We start from the raw sequence: 20,259 nt of genomic DNA, 5'->3' as shown, positions 1-20,259 counted from the left end.
GCCGCGACTCGCGGCGTGGCCGCCCGCGGCGTGGCGGCCTGCGGCGTGGCGGCCTGCGGCGCGGCGGTGCGCCCGTCCCGCCGCGGTCATCCCTCGCGGTCCAGGCGGAAGCCGACGCCGCGGACGGTGTGGATCAGCGGCGGGTCGCCGAGCTTGCGGCGCAGGTAGCCGACGTAGCGGTCGACCGCGTTCGGGGTCGCCTCGTGCTCACCGCCCCAGACCTCCTCGAGGGCGAGCTCGCGGGTCACGACGCCGCGCGCGTTGCGCAGCAGCAGCTCCAGCAGCTCGGCCTCGCGGCGCGTGAGCTCCAGGTCGTGACCGCCGCGGCGCGCGATCCCGTCGTGCAGCGTGAGGTCGGCGAACGCCAGCGCGTCGCTCTCCGACGGCGGCGCGTTGCGGCGCAGCAGCGCGCGGACCCGCGCGGTCAGCTCGTCGGGGTCGAACGGCTTGACCAGGTAGTCGTCGGCGCCCGCATCGAGGCCGGCCACGCGCTCGGCGACGGCGTCGCGGGCGGTCAGCAGCAGGATCGGCACGCGCAGGCCCTTCGCGCGCAGCCGGCGCGTCACCGCGAGCCCGTCGATCCCGGGCATCGTGACGTCCAGGACGATCGCGTCCGGCAGGTTGCGCTCCACCGCCGCGAGCGCCGCGCCGCCGTCCGCGGCGGCCTCGACCGTGTAGCCCTCGGCGGTCAGCGTCCGCTCGAGCATGCGGCGGATCGGCGGGTCATCGTCGACGAGGAGGAGGTCGGCCACGAAACTTCGAGCATAAAGTGCGACACGTCTGCCGCTCGTCAGAGTCTTCTCAATCGGAAGGCGTACAAGACGACCACGGATGGCAAGCGACATGGGCGAGATCAAGCGGTTGGTGGGCGAGGCGGGGATCCCGGTCGCGCTCGACACGAGCGGTGAGCCGCGGCACCTGCCCGAGATCGTCGGCGACTCCGCCTACCGCGTCATCCGCGCGGCGCTCGACGCGGCCGTGTCCGCCTCCGAGGCTTCTGTCGCGATCGAGTACGTCCCCGGCGCGCTGGTCATCCAGGTCGACGACGACGGCGGTGGTCGCTGCTCACGGGACTTCGCGGAGCTGCGCGAGCTGGCCGCGGCGCTCGGCGGTGGACTGCGCGCGACCGCCGGGCCGGACGGCTTCAGGGTCCGGGCGTGGCTGCCGACCGAAGGCCAGCCGCCGTCTCCCTGAGCGCCGCCAACACCGCGCGGATCGCGGGCCGGCGCTCCGAGCCGCGCCGGATCGCGCCGTAGACGGTCCGCGTGAGCGGGTCCTCGGCGACCACGCGCGCGACGACGCTGGGCTCGCGGTCGGGCTGCACCAGGTCCGGCAGCAGCGTCACGCACTGGCCGTTGGCCACCAGCGTGAGCAGCATCAGCAGATCGTTCGAGCGGTGGCGGATGTCGGGCTCGAAGCCGCCGAGCGCCCGGCAGGCGCGGATCGTCAGCTCCGAGTAGTAGCCCGGCTCCTTGCCCGCCGCCCACGCGTCGTGGGCGAGCGAGCGCAGCGGCACCGGCCCGCCGTGCGCGGCCTGCGGATGGTCGGCGGGCAGCAGGATCCGGAAGCGCTCCTCCAGCAACGGCTCGAGCGTGAGCCGCTCGTCGGGCGGGCGCGGGTGGAACGGGTACTCGTCGCCGAGCACGACGTCCAGCCCGCCCAGCGCGAGCGTCGGCATCGACAGCTCGGGCTCGGCGTCCGTGACCTCCACGCGGAGCGCGGGGTGCTCGCGCGAGAGCCGTTTCAGCGCGGGGGCGAGCAGGAAGAGGCCGGCGGACTGGATCGCCGCGACCCGCACGGTGCCGGTGATCTGGTCTGCGGTCGCCTCCAGGTCGGCCTCGGCCTCCTCGACCCGGGCGAGCAGCGCGTCGGCGTGGCCGACGAGGATCTGGGCTGCCGTCGTGAGCCGCACGTTGCGCCCCACGCGCTCGAGCAGCTTCACGCCCGCTTCCTTCTCGAGCAGCGCGAGCTGCTGCGAGACCGCGGACGGGCTGTAGTCCAGCGCGCTCGCGACCGCGTTGATGGTCCCGCGGTGGGCGAGCTCGCGAAGCAGTCGGAGGCGGCGGAGATCGAGCATCAGATCGTGAAGGAAAACCGGATGATATCCGTCAGAAGTTCCAGTGGATACGGACGATTTCCGGTGCTCAAATGCAACCTATGCGTACCGGTGCTCTCCTCGTCCTGGCCTCCGCGGCGGCGTTCGGCGTGATGCCCATCTTCGGCAAGCTCTCGTTCGAGGCGGGCGTCGGCGTGGCCACGCTGCTGTTCGTGCGCTTCGCGATCGCGGCACCGATCCTCTGGGGCGCCGTGGTCGCCAAGCGGCTGACGGTCCCGCGCAACCGCGGCACCGTGGCACGCGCGTTCCTGCTCGGCGCCGTCGGCTACGCGACGCAGGCGGGCCTGTACTTCCTCGCCCTGCAGCACATGGACGCGTCCGTGCTGTCGATGATCCTCTACAGCTACCCGGCGCTGGTGACGGTGGCGGCGATCGCGCTCCGGCGCGAGTCGGCGAGCCGGCGCCGTCTCACGGCCCTCGTCGTCGCCTCCGGCGGCCTGGTGCTCGTGCTCGCGGGCGCCGGCGTGGGCAGCCTGAGCCTGGCGGGCTGCGCGTTCGGCGCGGGCGCGGCGCTCACCTACGCGACCTACATCCTCGTGTCCGACGGCGTGACCAAGGCGCTGGACCCGCTGCTGCTGTCGGCGCTCGTGATCTCCGGCGCGGCGGTCACGTTCGGCCTGGTGGCGGGCGGGCTCGGCATGCTCGACTTCGGCTTCGACTCGATCGGCTGGCTGTGGATCGCCCTCACCGCGGTGATCTCCACGGTCGCGGCGGTGGTCCTGTTCTTCTCCGGCATGAGCCGCGTCGGTCCGAGCACGGCGGCGATCCTGTCGACCGTCGAGCCGCCGGTGACCGTCTGCCTCGTGTTCCTCACGTTCGGCGAGGCGCTCGGCCTGGTCCAGCTGCTCGGCGCGGCGGCCGTGGTCGGGGCGGCGATAATCGTGAATCTTCCCTCACGGGTGGTAACAGCCTGAAAAGCGGGTAATCGAGGGGCCATGTCCAGGCCCCTCACCACCGTTGCGCTCACCGCGCTGCTGCTCGCCGCCGGTCCGGCCGTCGCCGAGGCCAAGAACTACAAGGGCAAATCCAGCCAGGGCCGCACCATCACGCTCCGCACGGGAGCCGACGGGATCATCAACCGCGCGAAGCTGAGCTGGCGCGCGCCCTGCGGCCAAGGCTATTTCTTCCACGGCTCCACGGGCTGGCGGCCGCCGCTCGACTCGGCCACGGCCGACACCTTCCAGGACGAAGGCACCTACCGCACGCGCGCGAAGAACGGCGAGCGCTCGCGCATCACCACGACGTTCGCGGGCGTGCGCGACCCGGCGACCGACCGCTGGCGCGGCACGCTCGTCGTCAACGTGATGGTCTCCAAGAAGGGCAAGGTCATCGACCGCTGCCGGCTCAAGAACGTCACGTGGAGGGCCAGATAGCCTGAGGAGCGTGCCGAAGCTCCTCTCCGTGAACGTCGGAACGCCCCAGCAGATCGCGATGCGCCGCGGTCGCCCGATGCTGAGCGCGATCGCCAAAGCGCCCGTGGACGGCCGCGTCCGCGTCGAGGGCGTGAACCTGGCCGGCGACGCGCAGGCCGACCTGCGCGTCCATGGCGGCCCCGACAAGGCGGTCTACGCGTACGCGCGCGAGGACATCGCGTGGTGGGAGGAGCAGCTCGAGCGCGAGATCCCGCCGGGCATGTTCGGCGAGAACCTCACCACCGAGGGCATCGACGTCTCCGGCGCGCTGATCGGCGAGCGCTGGCGGATCGGGACGGTCGAGCTCGAGGTCTGCCAGCCCCGTCAGCCCTGCTCGAAGCTCGGCATCCGCTTCGAGAACCTGCGGATGGTCAAGCGGTTCGCGCAGGCCAGCCGGCCGGGCGCCTATCTGCGGATCATCACCGAGGGCGAGCTCGGCGCGGGCGACGAGATCGCGGTGACGGACCTTCCGGACCACGCCGTCACGATCGCGCAGGTCTCCGACGCGATCCTGCTCGACGACACCCTGATCCCGCAGGTGGTCGGGGCGGCGGCGCTGCCCGGCCCGCTGCGGGACTGGATGCGCGCTCAGGCGGCCTGACGGGCGGCCGCGACGGCCAGCTGGTCGGCGCGGTCGTTGAGCGCCTTGTAATCGAACCCGGCGCCGGTCTGGTGCCCGCGGACCCAGTGCCAGCGGACCTTGCCGAGCCGGTTGGTCTCGGCCTCCAGCGCGACGAGCAGGTCCTGGTTCTTGACCGGCGTGCCCGCGGCCGTCTTCCAGCCCTTCTTCTTCCAGCCGGGCAGCCACTTGGTCATCGAGTTGAGCATCAGCTGCGAGTCGGTGACGACCACGACGTTCTGCCCGTCCGGCAGCGCGCGCAGGCCGTTGAGCGCCGCGGACAGCTCCATCCGGTTGTTGGTCGTGAGCTTCTCGCCCCCGGAGAGCTCGACGTTGTCGGAGCCGTCGGCCGGGATGACGATCGCCGCCCAGCCGCCGGGGCCGGGGTTGCCGGAGCAGGCGCCGTCGGTCCAGATGGCCGCTTCGCCGGGGAGCACTTCTACTGGGGAATCTTTCCGCGGGGGCATTCGGCGATCGAGCTTAGAACGGGGTGGGGACAGCCCCAGTACGAGACGCCATCGCGCCCCAGCGTCTGGGCGACGACAACCGGCGATCTTGGTTGTCATGGAGAATGAGTACATGCTGGACGAGCCCAAGAGCGAGATCGACTGGCGCGCCGTCCACACGATGCAGCTCGGCGCGACCGGCTTCATCGTGTTCCTGATGGTCGTCATCTGGGTCGCGACCGGCCTCGGTGAATACTTCTGGCCGATCTGGGTCTGGTTCGGGCTGTCGATCCCGCTCGCGGTCCAGTACGCGATCAAACGGGCGCTCGGCGGACCACGACGATGGCGGGGACTCTCGATCCACGCCGCTCTGTCGTGCGTCGCCGGCGTGATATTGACGTTCATCTGGGCGATGACCGGGTTCGGCTTCTGGCTGTTCTGGCCGCTGTTCGGGCTCGGCGCGGCGCTGGTGCTGAACGCGTTCCTGACCGCCTGGTGGCGTGCACTGCACCCCAAGCGCGAGCGGGAGCTGACCGAGCGCGTGGACGTGCTCACCCGCACCCGCCGCGGCGCCCTGGACGCGCAGGCCGCCGAGCTGCGCCGGATCGAACGCGACCTGCACGACGGCGCGCAGGCCCGCCTCGTCGCCCTGTCCATGCAGCTCGGTCGCGCCGAGGACCGCCTGGACGCGTATCCCGAGGCCGCCGAGCTGGTCCGCAACGCCCGTGTGGAGGCGAGCAACGCGATCAAGGAGCTGCGCGACCTGGCCCGCGGCATCGCTCCGCCCGTGCTGGCCGACCGTGGCCTGCCGGCGGCGGTCGAGTCGCTCGGTGAGCGCAGCGCGCTGGAGGTCAAGGTCGACGCGCGCCTGAACCGTCGGCTCTCACCCGTGGTCGAGTCCGCCGCCTACTTCGTCGTGGCCGAGTCGCTGACGAACGCCGCCAAGTACGCCCGCGGGGCCTCGGCGAAGGTGACGCTGTTCGAGGAGACCGGGCGCCTGGTGGTCGAGGTCGACGACGAGGGCCCGGGCGGCGCGAACCCCGACGGCAGCGGCCTCTCCGGCCTCAAGAACCGCGTCGAGGCGCTGGATGGCATCCTGGTGGTCGTGAGCAACCCGGGCGAAGGAACGACCGTGCACGCCGAGCTGCCGTGCGAATAGTCATCGCGGAGGACCAAGCGCTCTTGCGCGAGGGCATCGTCGCCCTGCTGCGAGAGAAAGGGTTCGACGTGGTCGCGCAGGCCGAGGATGGCCCCGGGTTGCTGCGCATATTGAGTGGACACAAGCCGGACCTCGCGATCGTCGATGTCCGGCTCCCACCGACCTTCACCGACGAAGGCATCAGAGCGGCATTGGAGGCCCGGGCCAAGTACCCGGGCCTTGGTGTGTTGATCCTGTCCGCCTACGTCGAGCCGGTCTACACCGCCGAGCTGCTCGACTCCGGCGGCGAGGGCGGGGTCGGGTACCTGCTCAAGGAGCGCGTGGGGGACGTGAAGGCGTTCGTCGCCGCGGTGGAGAGCGTGGCGCGCGGCGGCACCGCCCTGGATCGCGAAGTGGTCTCCGAGCTGGTGCGGCGAAGAGACCCCGACGGCACCGACGGCGCACTCGGGGCGTTGACGCCCCGCGAGCGCGAGGTGCTGGGCCTGATGGCCGAGGGCAAGACCAACACCGCGATCGCGCGGGCGCTCGTGGTCACGCCCGGCGCCGTCGAGAAGCACATCTCGAACATCTTCAGCAAGTTGGACCTGCCCGCCAGTGACGAGGATCACCGGCGGGTCTTGGCGGTTCTGGCCTTCCTGCGCACGGGGTAGGGATTCCCATAGCCCGGGACGCCCGGACGCTCCATGGTTCGGCGGCCCACGCGGATCGATGATTGGGGCATGCTCCTTCCCGCCTTTGACCGCACGGCCCGAGACGCGGCCTACCTGACGTCCACGCTGCTCACCTCGATCGTCGCGTTCGTGGTGTGGGTGGCGGCGCTGACGCTCTCCCTGACCCTCGGCATCCTCGTGATCGGCCTGCCGGTCGTGCTCGGCGCCGTGTTCGTGATGCGCTGGACCGCCGAGCTGGACCGTCAGAACGCGGCGCTCGTCTTCGGTCGTCCGGTGCGCGGTCATTACCGCTCCCACCGGGCGGACGGCCTGTTCTCGCGTGTCTTCACGACCCTGCGCGACCCGCAGGTGTGGCGCGACCTCGCCTGGCTGATCACGCACTCGATCGTCGGCTTCGCGTTCGGCGTGATCGCCGTGTCGCTCCTGGTCAGCACGCTGTCGCTGGCCGTGCTGCCGGCCTGGTACTGGGCTGTTCCCGGCGGCTACGACATCGGCATCTTCAACGCCGACACGCTGATCGAGGCCGTCGGCGTGTCGTTCCTGGCCATCCCACTCGCGTTCATCACCGTGTGGGTGCTGCGGGGGATGGCCAAGTTCCACGCCTCGCTGGCCGTCGAGCTGCTCGGCCGCCGTCGCTACTAGCCCCGTTGTCTCGCGCGGTGGACGAAGTGCGACTCACGTTGCCGGTGTCCAGCAGTCGGGTACCCGAAGAGGCACGTATTCGTCTCCCACAAGGAGGTCAACGGGAATGTCCCGACGTACGAGAACCGCCGCCGTGCTGCTGTCCAGCGCCGCACTCCTGGGCTCAGGGGTGCCCGCACAGGCGCACGGTGGTGACCGCGGCGACCGCGGTCAGCACGCCGGCAAGCGGCACGGCAAGGGGGATCGCGGATTCGCGCGCGCGGCGCGTGAGCTCGGGGTCTCCAAGGAGCAGCTCAAGACGGCGGTCAAGGCCGCGTCCGAGCAGCAGAAGGCCGCGGGCGAGCTGCCGTCCTACAAGGCGGTCGTGGCGTCCAAGCTCGGCGTGACCGAGGATCAGCTCAAGACCGCGTTCGAGCAGGCCAAGCAGTCGGCTGACTCGCGTGACGCGTTCAAGGCCGCGTTCGCGAGCGCGCTCGGCAAGGACGTGGCGACGGTCGAGACGGCGTTCAAGGACGCCAAGACCGAGCTCAAGCAGCAGTGGCAGGCGCGCTACGACGCGTGGGTGGCGTCCGTCGCTCAGCAGCTCGGCAAGTCGCCCGAGGAAGTGAAGGCGGCGTTCGAGAGCAAGCGCGGCCATCACAAGGGTCACCACAAGGGCGACCGCGGGTTCGCGCTGCACTAGCGCCTCGACCTGCCCGGCGAGGAGGTTCGTAGGGGAGCCTCCTCCCGGGAATCACCCTGGGTGAATCTGCGGGGTGGGTGATGCGGGGCCACCCACGCCTGGGAGAGGGTTCGCGGCGTTGACTCCTCCCCAACTCCAAGGACGGAACCGCATGCTCCGCAAGACCCTGCTCGTCGCGGCGGTGGGCGCCGCAGCGCTCGCTGTACCCGGCATGGCCTCGGCCGCGACGACGATCGACGCGTTCACGAACAACCTCGCCTCCGAGACCGAGTCGCTCGGCACGTACCACCTCGGTGGGACCGACGTCCTCGGCCTCTCCGACTGGGACGTCGACGTGACGTCGAAGGCGACCTGGACCGCCGGCCTGCAGACCCACGTGCTGTGGGATGCGGCCAAGGTGCGCCAGGGCCAGTCGCTCGCGGTCTCGCGCTTCACGCCGCTCGTCAACGGCACCATGAAGGTGTCGTGGAAGGTCTCGGGCAACGTCGAGGTCGGTGACCTCGGTGGCGGCTCGTTCGCGACCAAGAACCTCTCGGTCGAGGCGACCTGCCTGCCCGCCACGCTCGGCGACGGCGCGACGTGCACGGCGAACTCGCCCGCGCTCTACCTGATCAAGACGCCCGGCCTGCCGGGCAGCCCGTACGTGAAGCTGGTGCTCAAGACGAAGTTCCAGATCACGCCGGAAGGCGTCATCACCAACCGGACGGTCAACTTCGGCACCGGCCCGAGCGCCGCGAGCCTCCCGCTCAGCCAGGGGATCAACGCCGAGACGCTGAAGGTCCCGTGCGGCCCGGTGGGCGCCGGCGCGAGCTACCGCCTGAGCAACCTGCACTACGCGCCGAAGGTCTCCGCCACGCAGCAGCCGACGATCCAGGTCGGCCTGATGGACCCGGTGTTCGGCGCGATCGAGACGCCCGCGCTGGTCGATCAGGGCTTCGGCCCGACGATCAAGGCCAACCCGGCCTTCGACCTCACCGGTACCGGCCACACGACCGACCTCGGCGACGTGCTGCCCAACAACGTCAAGCCGATGATCGCGTCGCCGAGCATCTTCCAGGGCGACGCCGGCGTGCCGATCTCGTTCTACGCGAGCGTCGCGAGCCAGTGCGACATCGAGTCCTACGTGTGGAAGTTCTCCAACGGCACGACCTCCTACGGCCGCGAGCCGCAGCGGGTCTTCTCCACGCCCGGCACGTACAGCGGCCAGCTGATCGTGACCGACGAGTCGGGCCTGAAGGGCCAGCGCGACTTCACGGTGAAGGTCTACTGATGCCGCGCCGTCGCGTGCTGATCGCGGCGGCGGCGACGATCCTGGGGGCGCTCGTCGTCCCCGGGGTCGCGTCCGCGTCGCCGCAGGCCACCGCCGCCGACCTTCCGGTCGCCTCGGACGCCACCAACCTCGGCGGCTACGGCCTCGACGTGCAGGACCCGCTCGGGGTCTTCGGGATCGACATCGACGTCAGCTCGAAGGTCGTCTGGACCGGGAAGTTCCAGGCCATCGCCGGCTGGGAGACCGCCAACGTGCGCCAGGGCTCCTATCTGAAGGTCACGCGCAACGCGCCGATCCAGACGGGGCAGCTCAAGGTCACGTGGAAGGTCGACGGTGCCGTCGAGCTGATCAACAAGGCCCAGTTCCCGTCGTTCCCGGAGATCACCACGAGCGCGACCGCGGTCTGCACGCCGCTGACGTTCGGGGATGACGCGTACTCGTGCACGGCCGCCTCGGACGCGCTGACCGTCTTCCGGACGCCCGGGATCCCGTTCAGCCCGTACGCGAAGGTGGTCCTGAAGGCGCGGTTCTCGATCACGCCCGAGGGCGCGATCGTCGACCGTCGCTGGTCGGTGCCGGACTACAACGGCACGTCCGGAACGGCGAGTGGCCTCGGGCTCGGCCTGCTCGGCAGCGCGGAGACCATCAAGGTGCCGTGCAGCGCCGGGGTCGGCCTGCCGCTCTACTACAAGCTGTCGAACCTGTCCTACGCGCCGGACGTCGTCGTGACCCAGCAGACCTACGGGCAGGTGGGCTTCACCGACGGGCTCGGCCTGATCGAGCTCCCGGCGGTCTACGAGGGTCCGCTGACGACGGCCAAGAAGACCACGTTCCCGGCGCTCACCCTCAAGGGCTCGGGCACGGGGGCGACGTGGAACCTGGGTGACATAAAGCCGAACACGACCGCGCCGCTGGTCGACGAGGACAAGGTGTTCCACGGCCAGGTCGGCAAGCCGATCACGTTCTCGGTCGCGACCTGGAGCGAGTGCGCGATCGAGAGCTACGAGTGGGAGTTCTCCACGGGCGGCAAGTCGTTCGGCAAGACGCCGTCGCGCACGTTCACCACGCCCGGCTGGCACACCGGCCAGGTGACGGTGACCGACGAGACGGGCCTGAAGACCAAGAAGGCGTTCACCTTCAAGGTCTCCTGATCCGCGGCGCGGGGGAGGCTCTCGTTACGGGAGCCTCCCCGTGGTCGTGGGGCGGATCGTCACCGTGCGGCCGCCAGCTCGCCGCACTGACCGGGCCGCCGCGTCCCGGCAGCCTTCCGGGCATGAACTTGCGACTGACGGCCATCCTCACCGGGGCCTTCCTGATGACCGCGGCGATCGCCGTCGGCGTGTTCTGGGTGCTCGGGCACGGCGACCGGACCGCGCGCACCGCGTCCAGCGAGTTCGCCGCGGCGCTGGTCCGCGCCGACCCGGCGCTCGCCCCGAAGGGCGCCGCCGGCTACGTCAAGGGCGTCCGCCAGGAGTTCGGGGCGGTGCGCGCGGCCCGCGTGATCGACTCGCGCAGCCACCGCATCCACGGCCGGAACGGCCGCACCTACTACCTGACGCAGGTGCTCCTGGAGACCGAGAAGGGCCCGGCGGTCGTCGAGCTGGAGTTCGACGCGGGCCAGCTGACCTTCAGCAACGACGAGGTCTCCGGCGTCCGCGAGCTCCTGCCGCGCGACGTCCGCCACGACGCGCTCGCCGACGACGAGCTCGTCGCGCTGGCGAAGGCCTTCCAGCGGCGTGGCGACGGGCCGGCCAGCGACCTGGAGCTGTCGGGCACGATGGTCCGCACGCCGGACATCGTCAAGGCGCTTCCGCAGCGCATCCGCGCGCTCACGTCCTCGTCGCAGCGGCACCTGCGCTGCGTGCAGCGGGCGCGGGCCGACGTCGAGAAGATCGCCGCCTGCTCGCGCTAGCTCGCGCGGAGCGCTTCGAACTCGAGGACCTGTGTGAGCACGTCGAAGTGCCGATCGACGTGCAGGACGCCCGCGGCGTGCTGCTGCGCGCACGCCGCGATCAGCAGGTCCGGGAGCGAAACTCGGTGCTGACCGCGATCGGCGAGCTCGCGCTGAGCGGTGCGGGCGATCGCGAACGTCTCGGCGTCCATCCGCAGGTCGCGGAACTCGGTGAGGTCCTGCTCGAGCTGGGCGTAGTCCTCTGCGCTGCGGGCGCTGTAGAGCAGCTCGAGGCGGGTGATCGCGCAGAGGCAGAGCTCGTCGTCGGGCTCGAAGCTGTCGAGGCCGCGCACATACGCGGACTTGTCGACGAGCAGGAGCCTCAACGCCAGGCGGTGTCGGAGAGCAGCTCGTCGACGTCGATCAGCGAGCGGGCGCGGGCAAGTGCTGCCCGCTGCCGCTGCCGTCGCGCGGTCTGCTCGTCGGCGGCGAGGTCCGTCGCGATCGAGTCATGGCCGGTCGCGGCGAGCCGGATCAGCAGCTCGCGGCGATCCTGCACGTCGGGCCAGCGCCGTTGAGCATCATCCAGCATGCCGGCCATGTCGCCGGTGTCGGTGATCACGTATCGCGGCTTGGTGGTCGGCACCTCGAGCCGAGTGTAACACCACTCAGCGCAGGTGCGACACCGCTAGTTGCCGACGGTGGTGGTGACCGAGACCGACGTGACCGGGGGCGGCGGCGTGACGCCGGCGGCGATCAGGGCGTCGTACTGGGCGACCGCGTCCGCGTAGGAGACGTTGTAGAAGACGAAGCCGCCGATGCTGATGACCGAGGTGAAGGTCGGGGCGGGCGCCGGGGTGGGCGCGGGGGCCGGGGTCTCGACGGGCGCCGTGGAGGCGACCGGCATGACGGCGGTCTTGGCCTTGGCCTTGGTGGCCGTGCGCTTCGGCTTCGCGGCGGCGCGCTTCTTGGCCTTGGCGGTCTTGGTCGTCTTGGACTTGGTCGCCGCGACCGCGGGGGTGGCGGCGACGGGGGCGACGGCGACGGAGACGGCCAGGGCGAGAGCGATGCTGCGGAGCTTGGTGGTCACACCCCCGATATCGGCACTACCGGGGGAGAACTGGACCGCCGCGTCAGCCTCAGGACCTGCTCGGCCCGAGCCTCAGCGAGCGCAGACCTTCAGCCGCTTGACGGTGAAACCGTCCGACCACGGCGCGGGCGGGCCGTAGGCCGCGAGCTGGACCCACAGGCGGTCCGTCAGTCGCGCGTCGCGCAGCACGATGCGCGCGTACCCGCCGCTCCAGCTCTTGCTGTTGGCTTCGACGGGCACGTTCTCGTTCGAGCCGCGCGCGAGCGACGCGTAGGTCTGGAAGTCGTACTTCTCGACGTCTTCGCGGAGCTTGCCCCAAGAGGTCGCGGTGCGGACGGCCCAGTCGCCCTTGACCTTGTACCGGCAGGCGTAGTGGCGGTAACCGTCCTCGCGGACGAAGGTCCAGTCGCCCTGCGGTGCCTGCGCGACGGCGGCGGGGACGGGAAGGCAGGCGACGATCAACGCGACCAGCAAGACACGACGGAACAGCATGCGCGGAGCCTAGAACAGCCGTTCGGCAGGCGCGCCGCTCGATGGCCGGATCTTGACGGAGATCGACGGTCCGGCCGCTGGTTGAACGCCGCTCCGCCCGCCAGGATCTCCGGCATGCAGATCGGCGCACTCGTCCCGCTCACCCGGCCCGGCTGGGTCGAGGTGGGGCAACACCTGCTCGCCGGGATGGAGCTGGCCGCGCGGGAAGTCGATCTCGACCTGGAGCTGGTGGTCCGCGACACCGCCGCCGACCCGCAGCGGGCCGCGGCGGCCGTGGACGAGCTGGTCGGGCTCGGCGTCGCGGCGCTGGCCGGGGAGTACCACAGCGTCGCCGCGCGCGGAGCGGCCGCTCGGGCCGACGCGCTCGGCGTGCCGTTCGTGTGCTCGTCGGCGGTGCTCGACGCGCTCACCGACCAGCCGACGGACTGGGTCGCGCGCCTGGCGCCACCGCAGTCGTGGGGCTGGCGACGCTACGCGGAGTTCCTGATCGGCGCAGGCCACACGCGCGTTGCCGTCGCGGCCGCGACGAGCGTCTACTGGGCCGCCGGGACGCGGATCCTGCACGAGCACCTCGACGTGGTCGAGATCGATCCGGCCGACGTGTGCGAGGCGCTGGTCAGGAGCCGCGCGACGGCCGTGCTGGTGTTGCTCGGGGTGCCGGCGACCGAGTCGGTCGTGCGGGCCGTCCGCCGCGACCCGCGGCTCGCCGACGTCCTGATCGGCGCGCCGGCGGGACAGCCGGAGCTCGCCGACTGGGCGACCGGAATCCCGTTCCTGCGCTACCGGCCCGAGCGCCTGAACGCGCTCGGCACGCGCGTCGAGTCCGAGCTCACGACGCGTCTCGGCGAGTCGCCGTCGTTCGTCGCGCTCGAGGGCTACGACGCGATCCTCGTCCTGGCCGAACGGCTGCGCGGCGCGACCTGGTCGACCGTCGCCGTGGAGGGAACCCGTGGGGAGATCCGGTTCTCACGGGTGCCAGGCATCAGCGTCTGGCAATGGGCCGAGGCGCCGATTCACGTCTTCAATGCTCGCTAATCAACGTTATGTGAACCTGTAACGAGAGAACGCGGGATGGCGTTGTCGATGAGGACGACGGCGATGGCGGCGGCGGTGGCGAAGGTGTCGGTGTCGAGGACCCGGCTGCGGGCCGAGGCGCCGTCCAGGAGCAGTGCCAGCTGCTCGCCGAGCTGCTCGGGGTCGGTGGCGCCGGCCTCGCGGGCCGCTGCGGTGAGTCGCGCCGCGAAGGCTTGCTTGTAGTCGCGGGCGTACGCACGCGCCGGATGGTCCGGGTCCGGGATCTCGACGGCCGCGCGGATGAACGGACACAGCGGCGCGTGGATGTTGAACACGGCGAGCAGTCGCTCGCGCGGTGTGAGCTCGGCGCGGTCGAAGACCTCGGGCAGGATCTCCGGATCGAACCGGCGCAGGTGCTCGGCGATCAGCTCGTCCTTGCCGGGAAAGTGCTGATAGAGCGTCCGCTTGGACACCTCGGCCGCCGTGCAGAGCTGGTCCATGCCGGTGCTGTTGATGCCCTGCTCGCGGAACAGCTGCTGTGACGCGCTGAGGATGCGCTCACGTGCGCCGCGGCCGCGGCGCAGGCCTCGTGGCCCCTTCTCCAACTCCGTCATCGCCTTGATGGTACCGATCGGTGTGCATAGCCACGATCCCTGGTACGTTAAGCACTCAGACCGGTGTACTTAGCATCGGGACGATCGAACGGAGTGCTCGTGGGAAAGCTCGATGGCAAGGTCGCGGTGATCACCGGTGGGACCAGCGGCATGGCGCTGGCCGGTGCCAAGTTGTTCGTGGACGAAGGAGCGCACGTCTTCATCTCAGGCCGGCGGCAAGAAGCGCTGGACGAAGCCGTGGCGCTGATCGGCCGCAACGTGACCGGCGTGCAGGCCGACTCGGCCGACCTCGACGACCTGGACAGCCTGTTCGACACGGTCAAGCTCGAGAAGGGCGCGATCGACGTCCTTTGGGCAAGCGCCGGCGTGGGCCACGCGAGCGGGCTGGGCGAGGTCACCGCGGAGCACTTCGACGCCGCCTTCTCGCTGAATGCGCGCGGGACGCTCTTCACGGTCCAGAAAGCGCTGCCGTTGCTCAACGACGGAGGCTCGATCCTCATGACCGGCTCCAACGCCTCGCTCAGGGGCTACCCCACCTGGAGCGTGTACGCGGCGAGCAAGGCCGTGCTGCCCGTCTATGCGCGGGCGTGGGTGGCCGAGCTGGCCGAGAGGAAGATCCGGGTGAACGTGCTGACCCCCGGCCAGGTCGCCACGCCGATGATGGAGGACGTGATGACCGACGAGATGAAGGCGGTGTTCGAGTCCCTCATCCCGCGCGGGGAGATGGGCCGCCCCGACGAGATCGCGTCCGTCGCGCTGTTCCTCGCCTCGGACGACTCGAGTTACGTCAACGGCATGGAGCTGGTCGTCGACGGCGGCACCACCGTGATCTGAGCGCCTGGGCTCACGTCAGCGCGTAGCGGACGCAGGTCGGGCAGTCCATGGCGTCCGCGTGTCGCGGATAGCGGCCCTGCTCGGCCAGCGCGACGACGACACGCAGCCAGATCGCCCACAGGTTGCTCTCGCCACCGGGGTGCGACTCGAGCGCCGGCGCCCGGTCCCACAACGCGACCGACTCGCCGCCCTGGTGCGCGCCGTTGTAGACGATCCCGTCGAGCGTCGGGAACTGCTCGTAGATCCGGCGGCCCCAGCGCTGCGTGCGCCGGCGCGGCTCGTGACCCCACGCGACCGTGCCGACCGCACCGATCTTCATCGCGCCGTTGCCGGTCAGGTCGAGCAGCCTGATCGGCACGGGCGGGCTCAGCCAGCTCGCGCGCGCGTGCGGGCAGATCCGGACCTCCGGCCACTGGTCCGGGAACGCCTCGGCGAGCGCGGTCTCCAGGTCGCGCGCGAGGTACAGGACGCCGCGGCCGTTCGGATCCTCGCGCGGACGCTGGTGGCGGTCGCGCACGTGCGGGTCGAACCGGGCCAGTGGGCCGAACGTCCGCGGCGCGAGCCCGTCACGGGTCGGATGCTCGTGGAAGACGCGCAGCCTCGGCTCGGACTGGAGCCAGGTGCGCTTCGGCGGATCGTCCGGCAGGTACGCCGGAGGATCCCGGAGCGGCGTCACCACGCGGCGGCGCTGATGGCTTCGATCGCCTCGAGCACGCGCTCGACGCCGCCGCGGCGGGTGAGTGCCTGCGCGGGTGTGGCGCGATCGAGGTCCGGGTTCGGCGCGACCGCCCAGGTGGAGAGCGCGAGCGGGCTCCCCGGATAGGCGGCGATCACGTCCGCGAGGCCCGGCAGCGCGGCGCCTTCGGCGAACTGCCACGCCGGGAAGTACAGCTCCCGCCCGCGCGGCAACGCGACCAGCGCCCCGGCGGCGTGGCGCTTGGAGACCGCCTGCGGGCTGATGCCGAGCAGCGCGGCGGCCTGCGTGCGCGAGTGCGCCTCCGTGAGCACGCCCGCGAGCGCCTCGTCCTGCACGCGCTGCTTGACGCGCCGGGCCTGCGCGAGCTCCTGCGCAGTCGGCGGCGGGCCCCACAGCGCTGCGTCCAGCGGCTGCTCCTCGACGGCGGCCGCGCGGGCGAGCGCGTCTTCGAACGCGTCGATCAGCTCGGCTGGATGGTCCGTCGCGACGAGCTGGTCCGCGAGCTCACGCGCGGTGAACGGCTTGTCGCCCAGGCGCTTGGCCAGCGCGGCGGCGAGACGGTCGGCTTCGGGCGAGCGGATGGCGGCCATGACCAGTGCAGAATAGCGCTGGTCCGCAACTTACGCAACTTACGCAACTCTGGAGCTACGCGCGGGCGCGCCGTGCGAGCGCCGCGTCCGCGTCGTCGCGCACCGCCTTGACCTTCGCGATCCGGCGCAGGACGGCCAGCGTCGCCTCCCCCGACCCGGCGCCGAGCGCGTCGATCAGGTCGCGCAGCACGCGCGGGTCCTTCGGCGCGAGCTCCCGCAGGCGCTCGGCGAAGCCCGCGGCCGCGTCGTCGGACTCCTTGGCGAGCGACACCAGCAGCCCGGCGGCCTGGGTCGCGAGGTCGAACTCCGGCTCGTCGCCGTCCTCGAGGCGCCCGATCGCGCGCTCGGCGGCCGCCTCGACGTCACCGGCGACCAGCGCTCGGACGCGCGTATCGGCCACGAGCGCGTAGCCGAGGTCCCGCCCGAAGTCGACGTCGGCGGCGATCGCCAGCAGCGCCCGGTACGCGTCCGCCCGGAGCGCCTCGGTGGCGTCCGTGCGTGAGCTCAGCCGTGCCGCCCGCAGCGCGTCGGCCAGCGCGCCGAACTCGTCCACCGGAGACGTGTCCGGCTCGTCCGCCCAGTCGATCAGCGCGCGCAGCCCGGCCTCGTCGCCCCAGGACGCGAGCATGATCCCGGCCTGCAGCCGTTCGTCGTCCGTGCCGTCGGCGAGCAGCGCGCGGAGCGCCGGGATGCGGTCGTCGAGGTCGCCTTCGAGGCCCTCGTCGATCACATCGACGAACGCCGCCGACTCGCCGTCGGCGTCCGTGTGGAAGAGCTGGTCGCTGGTCACTTCTCGTCGTTGGCTGCGCTGGAACCCGCGGCGCCGCCGGCGGCGCCCGGCACAGTGTGACCGCCGTGGATGATGTACTCGCTCGGCACGACGCCGGAGACGAGCCACTCGCCGTCGCGCGTGTTGAACAACAGCGCGGTCAGGCGGCGCTCGAGCTTGCCCTTGAGCTTGTTCGAGAGGCCGGACGCGGCGACCGCGTCGGCGATCGAGTCCGGGCCGCCGGCGATCGCGGCGTCGATGTCGACGTCCGGCGCGAGCTTCTGGATGTCGTCGCGGAACGCGGCCTGGATGTCGTCCGGCGTGAGGATGCCGGTGCCGCGGACCTTGCCCGACGCGATGTCCCGCGCGAGCCGCTCCGCGTCGATCGTGATCTCGTTCGAGCCGTAGTACTTGGGCTTGGTCGCGCTGTCGCGGGACATCAGCGACGTGTACTGGCTGACGTCCTTCTTGCCCTTGGTCGCCAGCACGTGCTCGAGCGGCGTGATCGAGCCGTTCGGGTCGTTCGGGATGAGATCGCCGTTGTCGTCGATGCTCGACTTCGGGCGGCCCTTCTCGTTGAACTTGTTGCGGAAGTTGTTGTCCTGGCGCAGCGTGCGGATCGGTCGGGCGCGGAACGCGTCGTCGACCGCGCCGCGTGAGCCGCCGCCGCCGAACCGGCTGGCGAGCTTCTTGGCCTGCCAGCGCACCGCGGAGCCCGCCTTGGAGCCGAGTTCCTCGACGGCGCGGACCGTCTTCTTCGCGCCGGTCTTGACCAGCGTGCCGAGCTTGGACGAGCCGAGCCGGCTGAAGCCCTTGCTGATCGAACGCCCGACGGCGGCGACCGCTTTCCCGGCCGCGCTGCTCGCAATCCGGCTCGCGGCGCTGCTGGCCACGCGACCGGCCGAGCTGGACGCGATCCGCGACATCGCGGCACCCGCGACCTTGCCACCGAGCGGGCCGAAGATCAGGCCACCGGCGGCGCCGAACGCGGCCGCCTGCAGCACGCCCTCGTTCCACTTCTTGCCCGCCGCGACGTTGGAGACGATCTGGCCGACGGCGCCGGAGATCGCGCCCGCGACCACACCGGCGATCGCGAGCACCGCAAGCCCGCCGCCGAACGTGGCGATCACGAACGCCGCGATCGCGATGCCGACCACGAGGCTCACCCAGAACCCCGGGTCCGTCAGCAGCTTGGTGACGAACTCGAACGCGGCCTTGAGCTTCTCGGCGACCCACTTGGCCGCGCTCTTGATCTTGCCCCAGAGGCTGTCGTCCTTCTCGGGCTCCTTCGAGGCCTCCGCGCTGACCTTCGCCTTGCCCTCGGAGATCTTGCCGGACGTCTTCGCGGGCGCCTCGTTGGCCTTGCCGGCGATCTTGCCGGCGTGCTGGTCCATCTTGCCCTTGGTGTCCGACAGGCCCTGGTCGAGCTTGCCCTTGACCTTGCCGACGGCGCCCTTGAGCTTGCCGGAGAGCTTCGTGACCGCGCCGTTCATCGACGTCACGGAGGACTTGGCCGCCTGGCCGAGCTTCGTGCCGATGCTGCTGGCGGTGTTGCTCGCGCCCGCGGACGCGCTCGCCGCGGCCTGGTTGGCGCTGCTCGACGTGCCCTTCGCGGCGCCGCCCATGGCCTTCGCGGCGCCCTTGGCGGCGCCGGTCGCGCCCTGAGAGGCCTGCTTGGCGACCTTGCCGCCCGCGACGATCGCGGCCGAGCTGCCCTGCTTCATCTCGCGGCGGATGTCCTGTGAGACCTCGGGCGCGTCGTCGCGCGTGATCTCCGCCTTGCGGACCATGCCCTTGAGCTTGCTCGCGGCCTCGCCGAGCTGCTTGGACGCGGCGGCGCTCTGCTGGCTGAGCGCGGCCTTCGCGGCCTGGCCGGCCTGCGCGATGCCCGTCTTGGCGGCGCGGGCGGTGCCGGCGATGTTCGCGATGCCCGCGGACTGCTGCTGCGCGAGCCCGGACTTGGCGCTCGACTGGAGCTTGGCGAGCGCGGACTGGCCGCCCGTGACCGCCTGCTGGACACCCTCAGACGCTTGCTGGCCGATCTGGCCGATGCCGTCCACGGCCTCCGGCAACACCTGCTTGATGCCGTCCGCGGCCTCTTTGCCCTTCTCGGTGAACGCCTGGCCGACCTTCGCGCCCTCGGCCTGCACCCCGCCGGCGGCTTCCGCGCCCTGGGACTGCACGTCCTTCGCGGTGTCGCCGGACACGCGGGAAGCGACCTCGGCGTTGCCCTTCGCGGCCGCCTCGTTGGCTCCCCCACCGCCGTTGCCGGCCTGGCTGGACACGGCGCTCGCGGCCGAGCTTATGTCCCCCTTGACCTTGGCCTGGGTGGCGCTGACGGCGGCCTTGCCCTTGCTCGAGGCCTGCTGGCCGGCCTGGCTGGCCTCCTGCGCGGAGGTGTTGACGGCGGTGCGGGCCTTGCCCTTCGCCCCGGTCTCGCCGGCCTTGACGGCGCTCTTGGCGGACGCGCCCGCGCTGGAGACCTTGCCGCGCGCGGCGGAGACGCCCGCGGACACCTTGGCCTGCGCGCCGGCGACCGCGGAGCGGACCGCGCCGGACTGCGTCGCGCTCGCGGCGGTGACGGCCGCGGACTGCTTGGTGATCGTGCCGCTGATCGCCGCCGACGCCTTCTGCGCGGCGGACTTGATCCGCTGGCGCTCCTGCTCGAGCGAGTCGCCGATCGCGGCGAGGACCGACTTGCGGCCTTCCTTGATCGACCGCTTGCGCTCCTCGCGCTCGCGCTTGAGCTCTTCGCGGCGTGCTGCGGCGGCGGCCGCTCCGGCCCCGGCGTCGGCGGTATCGGACTCGGCGGAAGCGGGCGCGGCGCCGGCCTGGGCCTGCTCCTCCTCTTCCTCCTTGGGCTCGAACTCGTCGAGCTCCTCGAGCTGGGAGACCGCCGGGATCTCGGCGGGGCCGGTGTACGGCGCGGCGGCGGGACCCGCGGCCCCGGGCGCGGCGGCTTCGGCCTCCTCCTCGCCTTCGGGGCCGGCGGACTCGGGCTCGGCGGCGTCCTGCTCGGCGCCTGCGGCTTCGGGCGCGGCCGCCGTGGCCTCTGCGGCCTCGGGTTCGGCGGCGGCGGGACCGGCGGCGGCGTCAGGGCTTTTGGCCTCGGGGCCGGCGCCGGCGTGCGCGGCCTCCGGTCCGGCGGCGGCGGGGTTCGCCGCCTCGGGCGCGGCGGCGGAGAGGGGCTGGCGCTGGAGCTCCTCGACGTACTGGCCGATCTGCATGGGCGTCAGTATGTCACCACTCTG

General features: G+C 71.6%; 25 protein-coding genes. 13 read left to right on the top strand and 12 right to left on the bottom strand.

Annotated features, from left to right (window positions below):
* Positions 1-86 precede the first annotated feature (86 nt).
* The gene (locus tag OJ997_RS33935) at positions 87-752 is read right to left on the bottom strand and encodes a response regulator transcription factor (protein ID WP_270029868.1); all 666 of its coding nucleotides are present in this window, start codon (positions 750-752) and stop codon (positions 87-89) included.
* A 91-nt stretch (positions 753-843) separates the two neighbouring features.
* On the opposite strand from OJ997_RS33935, the gene OJ997_RS33930 reads away from it, so the two are divergent.
* The gene (locus tag OJ997_RS33930; protein ID WP_270029866.1) at positions 844-1,194 is read left to right on the top strand and encodes a sensor histidine kinase; all 351 of its coding nucleotides are present in this window, start codon (positions 844-846) and stop codon (positions 1,192-1,194) included.
* Here OJ997_RS33930 and OJ997_RS33925 read toward each other — a convergent pair.
* Entirely contained in the window at positions 1,145-2,077 is a 933-nt protein-coding gene (locus OJ997_RS33925) for a LysR family transcriptional regulator (protein WP_270029865.1), read from the bottom strand. The two genes, OJ997_RS33930 and OJ997_RS33925, sit on opposite strands and share 50 nt — an antisense overlap.
* A gap of 80 nt (positions 2,078-2,157) precedes the next feature.
* Between OJ997_RS33925 and OJ997_RS33920 the strand changes: the two genes are divergently transcribed.
* Genes OJ997_RS33920 through OJ997_RS33910 form a run of 3 tightly spaced genes read left to right on the top strand, consistent with a single transcriptional unit; the run spans position 2,158 to position 4,129 of the window.
* Positions 2,158-3,030 (top strand): DMT family transporter, encoded by an 873-nt coding sequence (locus OJ997_RS33920; protein WP_270029864.1) that lies wholly within the window; start codon positions 2,158-2,160, stop codon positions 3,028-3,030.
* Positions 3,031-3,051: 21 nt separating this feature from the next.
* Positions 3,052-3,489 carry a hypothetical protein gene (locus OJ997_RS33915; RefSeq protein WP_270029863.1) on the top strand — a complete coding sequence of 146 codons (438 nt, stop codon included), beginning with the start codon at positions 3,052-3,054 and terminating at the stop codon, positions 3,487-3,489.
* Positions 3,490-3,499: 10 nt separating this feature from the next.
* A complete protein-coding gene (locus tag OJ997_RS33910; RefSeq protein WP_270029862.1) occupies positions 3,500-4,129 on the top strand; it encodes an MOSC domain-containing protein in 630 nt (209 codons plus the stop codon).
* Here the strand turns inward: OJ997_RS33910 and OJ997_RS33905 are convergent.
* Positions 4,117-4,584, bottom strand: a complete 468-nt coding sequence (locus OJ997_RS33905) for a ribonuclease H family protein (RefSeq protein WP_270029861.1) — start codon at positions 4,582-4,584, stop codon at positions 4,117-4,119. The two genes, OJ997_RS33910 and OJ997_RS33905, sit on opposite strands and share 13 nt — an antisense overlap.
* 127 nt (positions 4,585-4,711) lie before the next feature.
* Between OJ997_RS33905 and OJ997_RS33900 the strand changes: the two genes are divergently transcribed.
* The 7 genes from OJ997_RS33900 to OJ997_RS33870 all read left to right on the top strand — a co-directional run bounded on the left by OJ997_RS33900 (position 4,712) and on the right by OJ997_RS33870 (position 10,929).
* Entirely contained in the window at positions 4,712-5,752 is a 1,041-nt protein-coding gene (locus tag OJ997_RS33900) for a sensor histidine kinase (RefSeq protein ID WP_270029860.1), read from the top strand.
* Positions 5,743-6,402 carry a response regulator gene (locus OJ997_RS33895; protein WP_270029859.1) on the top strand — a complete coding sequence of 220 codons (660 nt, stop codon included), beginning with the start codon at positions 5,743-5,745 and terminating at the stop codon, positions 6,400-6,402. The genes OJ997_RS33900 and OJ997_RS33895 overlap by 10 nt, the downstream gene beginning before the upstream one ends.
* A gap of 69 nt (positions 6,403-6,471) precedes the next feature.
* Positions 6,472-7,065: a sensor domain-containing protein gene (locus OJ997_RS33890; RefSeq protein WP_270029858.1), complete on the top strand. Its 594-nt coding sequence runs from the start codon at positions 6,472-6,474 to the stop codon at positions 7,063-7,065.
* Between the two features lie 106 nt (positions 7,066-7,171).
* Positions 7,172-7,747 carry a hypothetical protein gene (locus OJ997_RS33885; RefSeq protein WP_270029857.1) on the top strand — a complete coding sequence of 192 codons (576 nt, stop codon included), beginning with the start codon at positions 7,172-7,174 and terminating at the stop codon, positions 7,745-7,747.
* A gap of 151 nt (positions 7,748-7,898) precedes the next feature.
* On the top strand, positions 7,899-9,017 hold the full coding sequence (locus OJ997_RS33880) for a PKD domain-containing protein (protein ID WP_270029856.1): 1,119 nt from the start codon (positions 7,899-7,901) through the stop codon (positions 9,015-9,017).
* Positions 9,017-10,168, top strand: coding sequence for a PKD domain-containing protein (locus tag OJ997_RS33875; protein WP_270029855.1), 1,152 nt, complete (start codon positions 9,017-9,019; stop codon positions 10,166-10,168). The genes OJ997_RS33880 and OJ997_RS33875 overlap by 1 nt, the downstream gene beginning before the upstream one ends.
* Before the next feature lie 122 nt (positions 10,169-10,290).
* Positions 10,291-10,929 carry a hypothetical protein gene (locus OJ997_RS33870; protein ID WP_270029854.1) on the top strand — a complete coding sequence of 213 codons (639 nt, stop codon included), beginning with the start codon at positions 10,291-10,293 and terminating at the stop codon, positions 10,927-10,929.
* Here the strand turns inward: OJ997_RS33870 and OJ997_RS33865 are convergent.
* The 4 genes from OJ997_RS33865 to OJ997_RS33850 all read right to left on the bottom strand — a co-directional run bounded on the left by OJ997_RS33865 (position 10,926) and on the right by OJ997_RS33850 (position 12,490).
* On the bottom strand, positions 10,926-11,294 hold the full coding sequence (locus OJ997_RS33865; RefSeq protein WP_270029853.1) for a PIN domain-containing protein: 369 nt from the start codon (positions 11,292-11,294) through the stop codon (positions 10,926-10,928). The two genes, OJ997_RS33870 and OJ997_RS33865, sit on opposite strands and share 4 nt — an antisense overlap.
* Positions 11,291-11,554 (bottom strand): hypothetical protein, encoded by a 264-nt coding sequence (locus OJ997_RS33860; RefSeq protein WP_270029851.1) that lies wholly within the window; start codon positions 11,552-11,554, stop codon positions 11,291-11,293. Before OJ997_RS33860 ends, OJ997_RS33865 begins: the two co-directional genes overlap by 4 nt.
* Positions 11,555-11,596: 42 nt before the next feature.
* Positions 11,597-11,998 carry a hypothetical protein gene (locus OJ997_RS33855; protein ID WP_270029850.1) on the bottom strand — a complete coding sequence of 134 codons (402 nt, stop codon included), beginning with the start codon at positions 11,996-11,998 and terminating at the stop codon, positions 11,597-11,599.
* 72 nt (positions 11,999-12,070) lie between these two features.
* Positions 12,071-12,490: a hypothetical protein gene (locus OJ997_RS33850; RefSeq protein WP_270029849.1), complete on the bottom strand. Its 420-nt coding sequence runs from the start codon at positions 12,488-12,490 to the stop codon at positions 12,071-12,073.
* 114 nt (positions 12,491-12,604) lie between these two features.
* On the opposite strand from OJ997_RS33850, the gene OJ997_RS33845 reads away from it, so the two are divergent.
* A complete protein-coding gene (locus OJ997_RS33845) occupies positions 12,605-13,525 on the top strand; it encodes an ABC transporter substrate-binding protein (protein ID WP_270029848.1) in 921 nt (306 codons plus the stop codon).
* Here OJ997_RS33845 and OJ997_RS33840 read toward each other — a convergent pair.
* Complete coding sequence (locus OJ997_RS33840; protein WP_270029847.1) at positions 13,522-14,118, bottom strand: TetR/AcrR family transcriptional regulator; 597 nt, start codon at positions 14,116-14,118, stop codon at positions 13,522-13,524. The genes OJ997_RS33845 and OJ997_RS33840 overlap by 4 nt on opposite strands.
* A gap of 99 nt (positions 14,119-14,217) precedes the next feature.
* Here OJ997_RS33840 and OJ997_RS33835 point away from each other — a divergent pair, with 99 nt between their 5' ends.
* Entirely contained in the window at positions 14,218-14,952 is a 735-nt protein-coding gene (locus OJ997_RS33835) for an SDR family NAD(P)-dependent oxidoreductase (RefSeq protein WP_270029846.1), read from the top strand.
* Between the two features lie 10 nt (positions 14,953-14,962).
* Here the strand turns inward: OJ997_RS33835 and OJ997_RS33830 are convergent, their stop codons facing one another.
* Genes OJ997_RS33830 through OJ997_RS33815 form a run of 4 tightly spaced genes read right to left on the bottom strand, consistent with a single transcriptional unit; the run spans position 14,963 to position 20,235 of the window.
* Complete coding sequence (locus OJ997_RS33830; protein ID WP_270029845.1) at positions 14,963-15,628, bottom strand: RES family NAD+ phosphorylase; 666 nt, start codon at positions 15,626-15,628, stop codon at positions 14,963-14,965.
* A complete protein-coding gene (locus OJ997_RS33825) occupies positions 15,625-16,239 on the bottom strand; it encodes a hypothetical protein (protein WP_270029844.1) in 615 nt (204 codons plus the stop codon). The genes OJ997_RS33830 and OJ997_RS33825 overlap by 4 nt, the downstream gene beginning before the upstream one ends.
* A 55-nt stretch (positions 16,240-16,294) precedes the next feature.
* Positions 16,295-17,029, bottom strand: a complete 735-nt coding sequence (locus OJ997_RS33820; protein WP_270029843.1) for a hypothetical protein — start codon at positions 17,027-17,029, stop codon at positions 16,295-16,297.
* Positions 17,026-20,235 carry a hypothetical protein gene (locus tag OJ997_RS33815; RefSeq protein WP_270029842.1) on the bottom strand — a complete coding sequence of 1,070 codons (3,210 nt, stop codon included), beginning with the start codon at positions 20,233-20,235 and terminating at the stop codon, positions 17,026-17,028. Before OJ997_RS33815 ends, OJ997_RS33820 begins: the two co-directional genes overlap by 4 nt.
* Positions 20,236-20,259 lie beyond the last annotated feature (24 nt).

This window comes from Solirubrobacter phytolaccae, assembly GCF_027587195.1.
Lineage (GTDB): Bacteria > Actinomycetota > Thermoleophilia > Solirubrobacterales > Solirubrobacteraceae > Solirubrobacter > Solirubrobacter phytolaccae.
This window is presented reverse-complemented; position numbering and strand designations above follow the sequence as displayed.